12 protein-coding genes are annotated in these 12,917 nt (G+C 61.9%); 10 read left to right on the forward strand and 2 right to left on the reverse strand.

What is annotated here, in order from left to right; all coding sequences use genetic code 11:
• Nucleotides 1-209: 209 nt before the first annotated feature.
• Complete coding sequence (locus AB0O52_RS03360; RefSeq protein WP_364533307.1) at nt 210-2,510, reverse strand: lysozyme; 2,301 nt, start codon at nt 2,508-2,510, stop codon at nt 210-212.
• 493 nt (nt 2,511-3,003) lie between these two features.
• A complete protein-coding gene (locus AB0O52_RS03365) occupies nt 3,004-4,908 on the reverse strand; it encodes an S-layer homology domain-containing protein (protein ID WP_364533310.1) in 1,905 nt (634 codons plus the stop codon).
• A gap of 190 nt (nt 4,909-5,098) precedes the next feature.
• Here AB0O52_RS03365 and AB0O52_RS03370 point away from each other — a divergent pair, with 190 nt between their 5' ends.
• The 10 genes from AB0O52_RS03370 (at nt 5,099) to ftsX (ending at nt 12,907) form a co-directional block, all read left to right on the forward strand.
• Complete coding sequence (locus AB0O52_RS03370) at nt 5,099-6,322, forward strand: ATPase, T2SS/T4P/T4SS family (protein WP_364533313.1); 1,224 nt, start codon at nt 5,099-5,101, stop codon at nt 6,320-6,322.
• Nucleotides 6,322-7,176 carry a type II secretion system F family protein gene (locus AB0O52_RS03375; protein WP_364533316.1) on the forward strand — a complete coding sequence of 285 codons (855 nt, stop codon included), beginning with the start codon at nt 6,322-6,324 and terminating at the stop codon, nt 7,174-7,176. Before AB0O52_RS03370 ends, AB0O52_RS03375 begins: the two co-directional genes overlap by 1 nt.
• Complete coding sequence (locus AB0O52_RS03380) at nt 7,173-8,102, forward strand: type II secretion system F family protein (RefSeq protein ID WP_364533319.1); 930 nt, start codon at nt 7,173-7,175, stop codon at nt 8,100-8,102. Before AB0O52_RS03375 ends, AB0O52_RS03380 begins: the two co-directional genes overlap by 4 nt.
• Before the next feature lie 208 nt (nt 8,103-8,310).
• Nucleotides 8,311-8,490: a hypothetical protein gene (locus AB0O52_RS03385; protein WP_364533804.1), complete on the forward strand. Its 180-nt coding sequence runs from the start codon at nt 8,311-8,313 to the stop codon at nt 8,488-8,490.
• 4 nt (nt 8,491-8,494) lie between these two features.
• On the forward strand, nt 8,495-8,905 hold the full coding sequence (locus AB0O52_RS03390) for a TadE family protein (RefSeq protein WP_364533322.1): 411 nt from the start codon (nt 8,495-8,497) through the stop codon (nt 8,903-8,905).
• A gap of 106 nt (nt 8,906-9,011) precedes the next feature.
• Nucleotides 9,012-9,404, forward strand: coding sequence for a hypothetical protein (locus AB0O52_RS03395; protein ID WP_364533325.1), 393 nt, complete (start codon nt 9,012-9,014; stop codon nt 9,402-9,404).
• Nucleotides 9,401-9,877, forward strand: coding sequence for a hypothetical protein (locus tag AB0O52_RS03400; protein ID WP_364533327.1), 477 nt, complete (start codon nt 9,401-9,403; stop codon nt 9,875-9,877). Before AB0O52_RS03395 ends, AB0O52_RS03400 begins: the two co-directional genes overlap by 4 nt.
• 67 nt (nt 9,878-9,944) lie before the next feature.
• Nucleotides 9,945-11,060, forward strand: a complete 1,116-nt coding sequence (gene prfB, locus AB0O52_RS03405) for a peptide chain release factor 2 (protein WP_364533330.1) — start codon at nt 9,945-9,947, stop codon at nt 11,058-11,060.
• 171 nt (nt 11,061-11,231) lie between these two features.
• A complete protein-coding gene (ftsE, locus tag AB0O52_RS03410; RefSeq protein ID WP_364533333.1) occupies nt 11,232-11,996 on the forward strand; it encodes a cell division ATP-binding protein FtsE in 765 nt (254 codons plus the stop codon).
• Nucleotides 11,993-12,907, forward strand: a complete 915-nt coding sequence (ftsX, locus tag AB0O52_RS03415; protein WP_364533336.1) for a permease-like cell division protein FtsX — start codon at nt 11,993-11,995, stop codon at nt 12,905-12,907. The genes ftsE and ftsX overlap by 4 nt, the downstream gene beginning before the upstream one ends.
• Nucleotides 12,908-12,917: the final 10 nt, after the last annotated feature.

The raw sequence follows: 12,917 nt of genomic DNA on the forward strand, positions 1-12,917 counted from the left end.
AGAGCGACGTTGCAAAGCCTCCGAATCGGCGCAGCAGAGCAGAAGCGGGCTTCGAAGCCACGGATGTTCCCCGTTCGTGTCGGTATTTGCGCTTGGCCGATCGGCGCGGCCCATTGGCCGAACAGAATCTTACCTTGGGTATGCCGGCCTCACCGACAGCATCCGTGGTCGAAGCTTGGCGGCGGCCCCACGGCGAGGCCGCCGCCACACTAGAATGTGATGTTCGTGCAACCCAGGAGCGTGTTTCCCAAGGAGAAGGGAGATGTAGCTATTCCATGCGCGCACACCCTGTAGGTGCCTCGTTGGAGGATGTTTGTCGACAGCGAGAAACCATGGTCTCCCGTGGTCTTCATTGCAGCGTTCACATCGGGCCTTGGCAGGTTGGCGATGATCGGGAAATACTTTTGCACGGTGTCTGGCTGTGTGACGTAGACGTGCACCTCAATTGATGCGCCGGTGGTCGGGTCCATGGCCCAGCCGGACGCGGTCAGGGAGGTGACGCCGTTAGTTGTCGAGAGCTTGACCGTGTCCAGGAATCCGACGGGTTTGGCACTGACTCCGACCGTGACGGACTTGCAACCGAGCAAGGCGTTTCCTGGGGCAACGGGGCTAAGGGCGATGGCCCACGAACAGACCCTGTACGTGCCCGGTGCGCTAAGCGGTATGTCCGTCTGGTAGCCATGGTCCCCGGGGACCTGGAGAACCTTGTTGACGTCCGGTCGCGGTTGGGAACCCGTGATCTTGTAGAGCTGGGTGGTTCCGTCCGGTGATTGAACGTAGATGTGCACCGCAATTTGCCTAGTGGTGTCCCCGTAATCCAGGGCCCAGCCGCGCGTGCTCAGCGAGGCCGTGGTGCTGGTCGTCTTAAGATCCACGGAGTCAAGGGACCCGACCGGCAGGGCTGCCGCAGCGATGCTGAAAGACTTACACCCCATGTCCGAGTGCAGGTACTGGCCCACCGCGTAGAGGCAAATGCGGTAGGTGCCGGCTTTCGTGATGTTGATGTCCTGCAGGAAGCCGTGGTTGCCTCCAATACCCAAGACCTGATTCACGTCAGGTCGAGATGCGTTGGCGGGCACGACGTAACCCGTGGTCGTTCCGTCAGGTGCGGTCACATAGGCGTGGGCGGCCGCCGTCGAGGATGTGTTGTTCATGTCCACTACCCAGCCGCGAATCCTGAAGCTCACCTTGTCAGGCGTACGGACTTCATAGGCATCATCAAGGTTGCCGATTGGCGGTTCCGCGCCTACGACGGAGACCGTCTTGCATCCCAGGCCAACGTTGGTGAACTTTCCGATGGCGTAGACGCAGACTTGGTAGTTCCCGGACACGGTAACGGGAACTTGTTGGTCAAAGCCGTGATTATCACCAAGGCCCAGAGCTTGATTCACATCCGGTCGATAACCTGTCGCCGGGATTTTGTAGAGCTGCTGGGAGCCATTCGGGGCCGTGACATATGCGTGTGCTTCCGTCGTGTTTTGGGGAAGTGCCGTGTCCGCAGCCCAGCCCCGGACCCTTATCGAAGCCGCCGTATCGGTCCGCCCCGCCGTGAGGCTGTCAAATGAACCCTGCGGCGTCGTGCCCGCAAAGACCGCAAGCGAGGCGTATGAGCCGTTCCACACGTTCGAATCCCCTTGGAACGGGCCGGTGCTGCTGTATTGCCACATGCTGAATTGGTTCCAGCTGGCCGGCAAAACACCGGGCGAGTTGCCTGGGGAAGAGGGGTAGGAAGCAATCCACAGCGGATATGCACTGAAGGAAGCCGAGTTTCCTGTGCATCGAGCCCACCAATCGGTAGTGCTGTAAATAACGGGGTAGCGGCCGGTCAGGGCTTGTACGGTGTTCCCGAAATCCGCTATCCAGCTGGTCATCTGGGCACCCGACATGCCGTAGCAAACATCGCCGAAGTAGAAGCCGCCGATTGTTTGGCCCTCATAGGGGTTGTATTCGATGTCCAGGACCGGCGGGAGTGTGTAGCCGTCCGGGCTCCATGCTCCACCGTTTGCGACGAAGTACCTGGCCTGGTCGGCGCCCGAGGACCAGTTCGGAACTGCGAAGTGATACGCGCCGCGGATCATGCCGACATTGCGTGAACCGTCGTATTGCTGGGAGAAGTTCCCATTGACGTAGTAGTTGCCCTCCGAGGCCTTGACGTAGGCGAAACGTGAACCTTGGTTCCACTGGGCCGCCCAGTCGACGTTCCCTTGATAGGCACTGACATCCTGCCCGGCTACGCCTATCGAAGGTGACCAATGCCCGGTGTCAAGTGCCATGGCGAGCGTTCCTGCTACTGAGCGCGATCCGGTGGGAGCCGCGCTCAACGGAAGGTTTTTGTTGGCCAGGACTCGCGGTGACCGCTGGCCCATTTCGGCTCCGCCGCTCGGAATCGCCTGGAGCATGGCGCGTTTCATCGCGTCGCCGACAATGGGAGCGCTGCCGGGCATCGCTGGCATGGGGACCGGCGCGGGCGTGGTGACTGGCGCCGTGGTCTCTGCGGCGGGAACGGTCAAAGGACCTAGCGCAGTTGCTGGTGCAGGCTGTACAGAAGCCGGGGAGCCGGCAGGAACCGTCGGATATGGGCTCGGTTTCGTGCCCGTAGGTATTCCTGCTTTCGCGGCCTGCACCTGTGCTGAAGCCGCGGGTATCGCACTTTCCGACGGGGTGGCCCCGGCCACGTTGAGAGTCAAGCCGAGCGCGATGCCCAGCGCGACGCCAGCACGCGCTACAGGGAATCGGGATGCTTTTATAGCGGTGGTTCGTTTCATTTTCAATTCCGGCAAGGTACCGCTCTGTGAGGGCACATGGTGAAAGCTTCGCCTGCAGCTCCAATAACGAAACACCTCTGCAGTGCACCATAAGGCCAGCTCCTAACCGGGACACCATAGCATTCGGTGGCAGGAGTGGCCAGAGTTTTATGTGTTGCTGGTGTGACTTGTGGTTGAACAGTTATCCAACGGCTACGCCAACCTGGGTGCCCCATTCAGCTGCAGCTGGATACAGTCCTCAACGTCCGATTTTGGCGTTGTAGCGGTACATAAACGCAGCCATGGCGTCGCGGTTGACCGGGTTCAGCGGCCGATAGGTGCCGTCGGCATATCCGGTGGTGATGCCGGTGGAGGCCAGCCAGGTGATTTCGAGGTAGAAGGGGCTTGTTGGCGTGAGATCGGTGAACGGTGAGGCGCCGGGCGGGGTATATGCGGGTCTCCCGGAAAGCCGGTAGAGGAATGCAGCCATGGCGTCGCGATTAACAGGTTCCGAGGGACGGTATGTGCCGTCAGGGTATCCGGTGGTGATGCCGGTGGAGGCCAGCCAAGCGATCTCTTTGTAAAACGGTGAAAGGGGGCCAACGTCCCTGAACGGAGAGGTGGCCGGGGGAATGTAGGTGGGGCTTCCCTTGAGCCGATAGAGGAAAGCAGCCATTGCCTCGCGTGTGACGGGTTGGACGGGGCGGAACGTACCGTCGGGATAGCCCGTGGTGATGCCGTTGTAGGCCATCCACGTCACTTCTACGTAGAAGGGGTAGCTGCCGGGGATGTCGGTGAACGAAGGAGGGCTCGAAGGAGTGAAAGCTGTCAGGGCCTGCGCTGTGCCGAGTCCGGTCGGCCCGTCGTATCCGTAGCCGGCGGCGCACAGATAAGGAAGGCTGCAGGTGCCGTTCGCACCGTTGGCAACGTCATTCAGCGCCCACGGAGAGCTGTAGGCAAGTTGAGCAGGAGAGACTCCCGCAGGCGCAGGGCCGGCGAGTGCGTACGTGGCCGCAATCACGGGGGCGGCAGCGCTCGTTCCGCCAAATACCATCCACCCGCTCATCCCGTTGCTTGGCGTGCTGTCGTAGACGGCGACGCCGGTGCTCGGGTCGGCAACTGAGGCCAGGTCGGCGACCGCGCGGTTGGGACAGCCCGTGTCGTGCTGCCAGGCGGGCTTGGGCTCGTAGGCGGAGCAGCCGCTGCCCGGCCCCGCTGCGCCGGATCCGGTGGCCCCCCAAGCACGTTCGGTCCAGCCCCGGACTTTGCTTGTGTCGAGTGTCAGGGAGGTGCCTCCAACCGCGACGACGTTGGGGGAGGACGCAGGATAGTTCACCGTAGGCGGGGCGGTGGCGTTCGTGTAGCCGTTGTCGCCGGAGCTGGCCACGAGAGGGATCCCTGGGTGATTGAAGTAAGCGCCGTCGAACCGTGTGATCCCGCCCACCTCGGGGCCGCCGAAGCTCATCGACACAGCATTGGCACCTAAATTGACCGCGGTATTGACCGCGCTGCCCAGATCGGTGAGGGAATTTGACCTGGCCTCGACGAGCAGGATGCTGCAGTTGGGGCAGGCCGCCGAGACCATTTGGACATCGAGCGACGTTTCCTGTGCCCAGGCCGCGTTGGCGGGCGGCAGGGAGCTTCCGCCGTCCTGGTCCACCTTTCGGAAGCACCCTGAGGCCGAGGAACAGGGCGTCTGCCCGTACCTCGTCCGGTAGACAGCCAAATCTGCCTCGACAGTCGGAGCATCGTAAGGGTCGACTACCGCTACGGTTCTGCCGATGCCGGCGGTGAGTGAGGGCAGCCTATAGGCGGACTGCAGGTCCGCGGGCCCGTACCCGGCAGGGACAAGCTGCCCGGCGGCCAAGGGACCTTCGACTTCATCGTCGATTTCCGCATGGCACGATGCATAGCCTGGGGGTGCGCCCCCGCATACCTTCGAATGGCGGTGACCCTTCAACCGTGCCATGGCCTGGGCAGCCGGTGTGGGCTGAGGGGGCGAGACGGATGCCGGCGATGTCCCGGGAAGGGGATCGGTTGAACCTTCTTTTGCTTGCGCATGCGTGACAATCCCGGGCAGTAGCATCAGCACCGTGGCACCGGCCACCAAGCCAGGCCTGCTGAACCAGCGTCCGCCGGGGTATCCACGCGTTGTCTTCGGCATGAGATCCTTCTTTGCACGGATATTTGGGGTCTGGAGTGGCCAGAGATTCACGTGTTTCTGGTGTTACTTGCGCTTAAGACAATTATCCACAGGTACGTCGATTTGACTTGGTCTCGTGTTGCAACCTCCCCTAGCCTTAACCTTGTTGAAGGTTCCGCAGCGCCTGGGCGCATGCTGCATTGGGGGGAACATGGAGGCTTTGCGCATCGTCGAAGACGAAGTCCGCGAGCTGATTCGTCGGCGTGGACTGGATCCTTTGAGTCAGGTAGTCGAAGTTCACCGGCTCGTCGAGGCCGCCGTGAATGACTACGACGAGCGGGCGCTTCTGGGCCCCTTGCCTCCGTTGGGCCATGTGGACGCAGCGCGCAAGTACGTGTTCGACGCCGTCGCTGGCTTCGGGCAGCTCCAGCCCCTCCTGGATGACCCCACCATCGAAGAAGTCTGGCTCAACGGGCCGAATGAGGTTTACGTTGCCCGGAATGGCGAATCCGAACTTACCTCGATCAGCCTCACCGAGCAGCAGGTTCGCGACCTCGTCGAGCGGATGCTTAAGAGTTCCGGGCGCAGGCTGGACCTCTCTTCACCCTTTGTGGACGCGGCCCTCCCCGATGGCTCTCGCCTCCACGTCGTCATTCCCGACGTCACCCGCCGCCATTGGGCCGTGAATATCCGCAAATTCGTGGTCAAGGCGACCCGGCTCGAGCATCTGGTGGAGCTGGGGACGTTGACGCCCGGGTCAGCCAGATTCCTGGGGGCTGCGGTGGCCAGCGGACTGAACATTCTCGTCTCAGGAGCCACCCAGGCAGGAAAGACCACAATGCTCAACTGCCTGGCGGCCAACATCGGCTCCCGGGAGCGGGTCATCACGGTCGAAGAGATCTTTGAACTCCATTTCCCGCTGCGTGACGTCGTTGGCCTCCAGTGCCGCCAGCCGAACCTCGAGGGTCAAGGCGAGATTCCCTTACGCCGACTCGTCAAAGAGGCTCTTCGCATGCGGCCGGATCGTCTGGTGGTCGGCGAAGTCCGGGAAGCCGAAAGCCTGGACATGCTTATTGCGTTGAATTCGGGTCTTCCCGGTATGTGTACTGTCCACGCGAACTCTGCCCAGGACGCCGTGACCAAGATCTGCACCCTGCCGCTGCTGGCCGGCGGGAACATCTCAAGCGCATTCGTCGTCCCCACCGTGGCATCCTGCATCGACCTCGTGGTCCATTGCAGCCGCCACGCGGACGGACGCCGGCAAGTCACCGAGATCCTTTCTCTGGGGCGACGCGTGGAGAACGGCATCATTGAGTCGTCCAAGGTCTTCACCATGCAGGACGGCAAACTCCAGGCCACTTCGAGTTCCATGCCGGCCGCCGAGAAATTCGCCCGGGCAGGTTTTGACGTCGCCGCGCTCCTGGAGCACTCCTGATGGCGCCGCTTCTGGGCGTTCTCTGCGGGCTAGGAGTTTTTCTCATCTGGTGGTCGGCATGGGAACATCACCCGCTTGCCGCCGAGGAGCCTAAACCGAAACGCCTTGAGTCTTTGTTGCTCACGGCCGGGATCGAAAACGTGAGCGGCGCGGGATTCATCGCATCGTGCCTCGGGTTGGGCTTTTTCGCCACACTGATGATCTACATCCTGACAGCGTCCTTTTCGATCGCGGCGTGCTTCGGCCTGTTCGGTGCGTGGCTTCCCCTGGCCGTTGTCAGCTGGCGGGCGCGCAAGAGGACCGCCATGCTCCGGGAGCTCTGGCCTGACGTGGTCGACCACTTGCGTTCGGCAATCCGCGCGGGACTTTCGTTGCCCGAGGCGCTTGTCCAACTCGGGGACAAAGGCCCCGAGGAGCTGCGGTCTCTCTTCCGGGAGTTTGGTGCGGATTACCGTTCGGGCGCCCATTTCGATTCGGCGTTGAACAAGCTGAAGGAGCGTTTGGCCGATCCCGTTGCCGACCGGATCATTGAGGCGCTCAGGCTGACCCGGGACGTGGGCGGAACCGACCTCGGCCGCCTTTTGGGAACTCTTGCCGAGTTCCTTCGAGAGAGCGCGAGGACCCGAAGTGAACTCGAGGCACGACAATCATGGACTATCAACGGGGCGCGCCTGGCCGTTGCCGCCCCCTGGATCGTCCTGATGCTGCTGGCCAGCAGGCCGGAAGCCGTTTCCGCGTACAACTCGGCCGCCGGGGTCACCGTTCTTGGAGGTGGATTGTTGGTCTCGGGCTTCTGTTACTGGGTCATGCTGCGCATTGCTGCCCTTCCCGAAGATGAAAGGGTGCTTCGATGACTGCGATGACTGTGTTTTGCGGACTTCCTTTGGGAGCGGGATTGTGGCTCATCTTTGTTCGCTTGCCATTCATGCGGGCCACACCCTTCGTGGAGCGCATCGAGCCGCAACTCAGGTCCCAGAACCTCGAATCGCGCCTGCTGACCACAACCCCCGACATCGCTCCGTTCGGCCCCTTGGAACGCATTCTGCGGCCGGTGTTCCGGGACGCCCTCCGGTTTCTGGCGAAGTTCAACCTCGGTACCACGTCCCTCAACAAGAGGTTGGCCAAGGCCGGTTCCGGAAAGTCCGCGCTGGACTTCCGCGCGGAGCAGTTGCTCTGGGCGGCGGCGGGCTTTGCCACATCGGTTGTCGTGGTGATCGTGAGCGCGGCCGGGGGACGGTTCAGTCCGGGGCTAGCGGTTGCCTCGGTCCTGGTTTGTGCACTGGGAGGGTTTCTTTTCCGCGACTACATGCTGGGGGTGCGGATCAAACGAAGGGAAAGGCGGATGCTGGCGGAATTCCCCAGCCTTGCGGAATTGATGGCCCTCGCTGTGGGTGCGGGGGAGAGCGCGAGCGGCGCCCTCGATCGGGTCTGTCGCACAGCCCGCGGCGAGTTGGCGAAGGAGTTTGCCCTGGTACTGGCCGCCACCCGGGCCGGCACGCCCTTGGTCGAGGCACTGCACGAGTTTTCGGGACGGACCGAGCTCGGCCCGCTTGTTCGGTTCGTGGATGGAATCGTCGTTGCCGTCGAACGGGGTACTCCTTTGGCCGACGTCTTGCGCGCCCAAGCGGCGGATGTGCGCGATTCAGCCAAACGGGAGCTGATGGAAGCGGCGGGCCGCAAGGAAATCGCGATGATGGCGCCACTGGTTTTCGGCGTCCTGCCCCTCACCGTGATCTTCGCCGTCTATCCGGGCTTGGCCGCGCTGGAGCTTGGCTTCTGATGGCGATCTCCGTCAAACCTTTTCACATCCATCAGATGTGCATCCGCCTGAATGTCGAACAAAACTGCACGGATCACAACGGATTCCTGCACACCGAAATGGTTGAAAAGTGAAATGGGGAAAGATGAAGAAGCTCGGACGCCGAAGCCTGCCCGCTTCAGGACTTTTGCTGTGGCAGTTGTGGACACTCCCGCCGTCCAGACCGTCGCTGGGAACAACACCGAATAAGAGTGTGGTCCTCGGCGACGATCATCCCGAACGAGGCGACGTACCCGGTTGGGTCATGATCACACTGATGTCCGCCGCCCTCGTCGCGGGCCTTCTGGCGCTGGCCGGCCCGGCTCTGGAGGGACTCTTCAATCAGGCTATGAGCAAGGTCGGAAAGTAAGTCCATGCCGTTCCGCAGCAGGGGAGCGGAAGACGGCGGCGGCAGTGCCGGCGATGAAGGCTCCGCCGTGGTGGATTTTGTGCTGGTCGGCGGTCTGTTGACGGTGTTCTTCCTCGCCGTCATTCAACTGACCCTGGTGTTGCATGTGCGCAACACCCTCATTGATGCGGCCTCGTCCGGAGCACGTTACGGCACTCTCGCCGACCGGACACCGACGGATGCACGTGAGCGCACGGCGGACCTGATCGGAACGGCGCTGAACGCGGACTTTGCGCGGGATATCTCGACGTCGGAGGCTAGCTTCCACGGAATCCGCACCTTGGAGGTGACAGTCCGGGCACCGTTGAGCGTCATCGGGCTGATAGGACCCGGAGCGGTGCTGGAGGTGAGGGGGCATGCTGCGACTCCCGGCTGATCTTGCCCGTGAAGCGCTTTCGTGCTTCCGGGAGGCGGTCTGTCTGCCGCCCGCGGAGGGCCGGGAATCCACCGGCCCTCTGCGAGCCTCTGAGCGGGGAAGCGCGGTGGTCGAGTTCATCCTTCTATCCCTCCTGCTCATGGTTCCAGTGGTCTATTTCATCGTCACTATCGGACAGATCCAGGGAGGTTCCTTCGCCGTCGTGGGGGCAGCGGATCAAGCCGCCAAGGTCTACGTCATGCAGAAGGACAGTGCCGAGGGGCGCGTCGCCGCTGAACAGGCTGCCCTTCTGACACTTGCCGACTATGGCCATTCCGCGGAGCGGGCATTTGTCGACATCGCGTGCAACCGCGGTGATTGCCTGTCGGCGGGTGCTGCGGTCACCGTAACCGTCAAGCTCACGGTGCCGTTGCCCATGCTGCCCTTTGGAGACACCCTGAATCTGGACGCCGCGAATCTGAGTGCGTCGGCCACGCAAATCGTCGGGCGGTTCAGGTGAGCGACCTTCCCTCGGGGGACATGCAGGGGTCGCGCAAATCGGAGGGGGAAGACGGCCATTTGATGGTCCTGACCATTGGTTATGTCGTGATCGCGTTGTTGCTGGCAACGGTCGTTGCTGCGGCCTCCGCCATCTACATTGACCACAAGAAGCTCCTCTCCGTGGCGGACGGAGCTTCGGTGGCAGCCGCGGACAGCTATACCCTCGGCCAAGTCGACAGTGGCGCCGAAACGCCGTCGGCCGTCCTCAACAGTGATCGGGTACGGAGCGTTGCCGAGTCATACCTCAGCCAATACGGCGCCCATTCACGGTTCGATCAACTAGCCGTGGCAGGGGGTACTGGAAGTCCGGACAGCGCCACGGCCGAAGTGGTGCTCAGCGCGGTTGCCCATCCGCCTGTGGTCAGCCTTCTGCTGCCCGACGGCGTTCCGATCGAGGCCCGTTCCACTGCGCGTTCCCGGCTGACCCGCTGAGTTCCGGGCGTCACACGTCCGGACCCCGTGCCGAGGCCGCCAACGGATGGCGTACTCTGGAACAACCATGGCTCAGATTGACTTTCCCGCAGAAATCCGCGCGCTTCGCTCCACCTTCCGCTCCATCGAACAGGTTTCCGATGTCGAGAAGCTCAAGGAAGAGATCGCAGAACTGAGCGAGCGAGCTGGCGAACCGAACCTCTGGGACGATCCAGCTTCCGCGCAGGTAATTACGTCCAAGTTGTCCCACCGGCAATCGGAACTTGAACGGTTGAACAGGCTGACGGGACGCATCGACGATCTTGAGGTTCTTGTCGAGCTCGGCCAGGACGAGGACGACGACGCCTCCATGGTCGAAGCCGCCACGGAACTCGAGTCCATCCGCAAGGCCCTCAAGGAACTTGAAGTGGTAACCCTGCTTTCGGGCGAGTATGACGAACGCGAAGCCGTCGTCACGATCCGTGCGGGCGCCGGCGGTGTTGATGCGGCGGACTTCGCCGAGATGCTCATGCGCATGTACCTGCGCTGGGCGGAACGCCATGGCTACCCGACTACCGTCATGGACACTTCGTACGCCGAAGAGGCCGGCCTCAAATCAGCCACTTTCGAGGTCAAAGCGCCGTACGCGTTCGGCACCCTCAGCGTCGAAGCCGGGACGCACCGGCTTGTCCGCATCAGCCCGTTCGACAATCAGGGCCGCCGGCAAACTTCCTTTGCCGCCGTCGAAGTCATCCCGCTGATTGAGCAGACCGACTCTATCGACATTCCGGACAATGAGATCCGCGTCGATGTCTTCCGCTCTTCGGGCCCTGGCGGCCAGTCCGTCAACACGACGGACTCGGCAGTACGTTTGACCCATATCCCTTCAGGGATTGTCGTCTCCATGCAGAACGAGAAGTCCCAGCTGCAGAACCGCGCAGCAGCAATGCGCGTCCTCCAATCGCGGCTACTCCTCCTGAAAAAGGAGCAGGAAGATGCTGAGAAGAAGGCCTTCGCAGGTGATGTGAAGGCATCATGGGGAGACCAGATGCGCTCATACGTGCTCAATCCGTACCAGATGGTCAAGGACTTGCGGACTGACCACGAAGTGGGCAATACGTCAGCGGTGTTCGACGGCGACATCGACGACTTCATCGACGCCGGCATTCGCTGGCGCACGGGCAACCGTAACGCCGAGGGATAACGGCCACCGCAGTGATTGCCTGATTGGGCGACACACCGCTCCAAGCCCCCGACTCCATCGCGGAGCGTGCGTATAGTCGAAGAGCCGGCGCTCAACTTCCCCCAACGAAAGCCCGTGCGCTGGCGGTTGGACTGGCCGAACGTGGCATGTCCGGCGGGGTTCTGAAGAGTCATGATCCGATTTGAGAATGTCACCAAGGTCTACGACCCCAATGCCCGTCCGGCGCTGGATGCTGTCAACCTTGAGATTGACCGTGGAGAATTCACCTTCCTCGTCGGGGCCTCGGGCTCCGGCAAGTCGACGTTTCTACGACTCATTCTGAAGGAAGACCGGGCAACGTCCGGTTCTGTCTACGTCGCAGGCCAGAACGTAGCCAACATTTCAAGCTGGCGGGTCCCCAAGCTTCGCCGCGGAATCGGCGTCGTTTTCCAGGACTTCCGCTTGCTGCCGCAGAAGAGTGTCTTCGCCAACGTGGCCTTCGCCATGCAGGTCATCGGCAAGAGCCGCAGCATCATCCGCGAGACAGTTCCGGAAGTTCTGAAGACGGTGGGGCTTGAAGGCAAGGAACGCCGCATGCCCCACGAGCTGTCCGGTGGTGAACAGCAGCGCGTGGCCATCGCCCGCGCCGTCGTCAACCGCCCCGGCATCCTGCTGGCGGACGAACCCACCGGAAACCTGGACCCCATTACCTCGATGGGAATCATGGGCGTGCTCGACAAGATCAACCAGAACGGCACCACTGTGGTCATGGCAACGCACGACGACGACATTGTGAACGAGATGCGCAAACGCGTGGTGGAGCTTCGGAACGGAGTGGTGGTCCGAGATGAGGCAAGGGCCCTCTACACCTCGATGATTCCTGTGGTGGGAGAGTCCCGGCGAATGAAAGACGCGAGCGACGCGGAAATCGACCGCGCACAGGGGGGCCAGCAGTGAGGCTCGCTTTTATCCTGGGCGAGATCGGCAGCGGCCTGCGCCGGAACCTGTCCATGGTGATTTCCGTGGTCCTGGTGACCTTTGTCTCCCTCACCTTTGTTGGCGCAGCCGGCATGCTGCAGATGCAGATCAACCAGATGAAGGGTTATTGGTACGACAAAGTCCAGGTCGCCATCTTCCTCTGCAACGATTCCTCGACGTCGACGGGATGTGCTTCGGGCGCGGTGACCAAAGAGCAGCAGGACAACCTGGCCAAAATGCTTGATTCGCCCGCAGTCAAGCAATACATCACCGATTACCAGTTCGAATCGCAGGCGGATGCGTTCAAGCACTTCAAGGAACAGTTCTCCAACTCTCCGATCGTTGATTCAGTAACCCAGGACCAGCTTCCTTCGTCCTTCCGGATCAACATGAAGGACCCCCAGAAGTACCAGATCATCAGCGAGACATTCTCGTCCCAGGCCGGGGTGGAGACCGTAAGCGACCAACGCCAGGTCCTTGAACGGATCTTTGAGTGGATGAACGGCGCCTCGGTGGCGGCAATGGTGGTCGCGGGAGTCATGATCTTCTGCGCGGTCCTGCTCATCACCACGACCATCAGGTTGTCCGCGTTCAGCAGGCGGCGCGAGACAGGCATCATGCGCCTCGTCGGAGCGTCGAAGACCGTCATTCAACTGCCGTTCATCCTCGAAGGCGTCATCGCCGCCGTCGTGGGCGCAGTCCTGGCCTCCGGCACACTATGGCTGGTGGCACAGTTCTGGCTTAATGGAGACTTGTCGAAGCAGTTCCTGAACACTCCGTTTATTTCCTCGGCCCAGGTACTGGTGATCGCTCCGGTCCTGATAGCGTTGGGCGGCGGCCTGGCAGGGATCTCTTCGCTCCTGACCCTCCGTCGATATCTCAAGGTGTAGCCATGAAAAG

Source organism: Arthrobacter sp. NPDC080073 (assembly GCF_040686575.1).
GTDB lineage: Bacteria > Actinomycetota > Actinomycetes > Actinomycetales > Micrococcaceae > Arthrobacter.

Excerpts from the sequence above, each read along its gene's own strand:
- AB0O52_RS03365 (WP_364533310.1), bottom strand. The coding sequence starts at position 4,908 with ATGCCGAAGACAACGCGTGGATACCCCGGCGGACGCTGGTTCAGCAGG.
- AB0O52_RS03370 (WP_364533313.1), top strand. The coding sequence starts at position 5,099 with ATGGAGGCTTTGCGCATCGTCGAAGACGAAGTCCGCGAGCTGATTCGT.
- AB0O52_RS03375 (WP_364533316.1), top strand. The coding sequence starts at position 6,322 with ATGGCGCCGCTTCTGGGCGTTCTCTGCGGGCTAGGAGTTTTTCTCATC.
- AB0O52_RS03380 (WP_364533319.1), top strand. The coding sequence starts at position 7,173 with ATGACTGCGATGACTGTGTTTTGCGGACTTCCTTTGGGAGCGGGATTG.
- AB0O52_RS03390 (WP_364533322.1), top strand. The coding sequence starts at position 8,495 with ATGCCGTTCCGCAGCAGGGGAGCGGAAGACGGCGGCGGCAGTGCCGGC.
- prfB (WP_364533330.1), top strand. The coding sequence starts at position 9,945 with ATGGCTCAGATTGACTTTCCCGCAGAAATCCGCGCGCTTCGCTCCACC.
- ftsE (WP_364533333.1), top strand. The coding sequence starts at position 11,232 with ATGATCCGATTTGAGAATGTCACCAAGGTCTACGACCCCAATGCCCGT.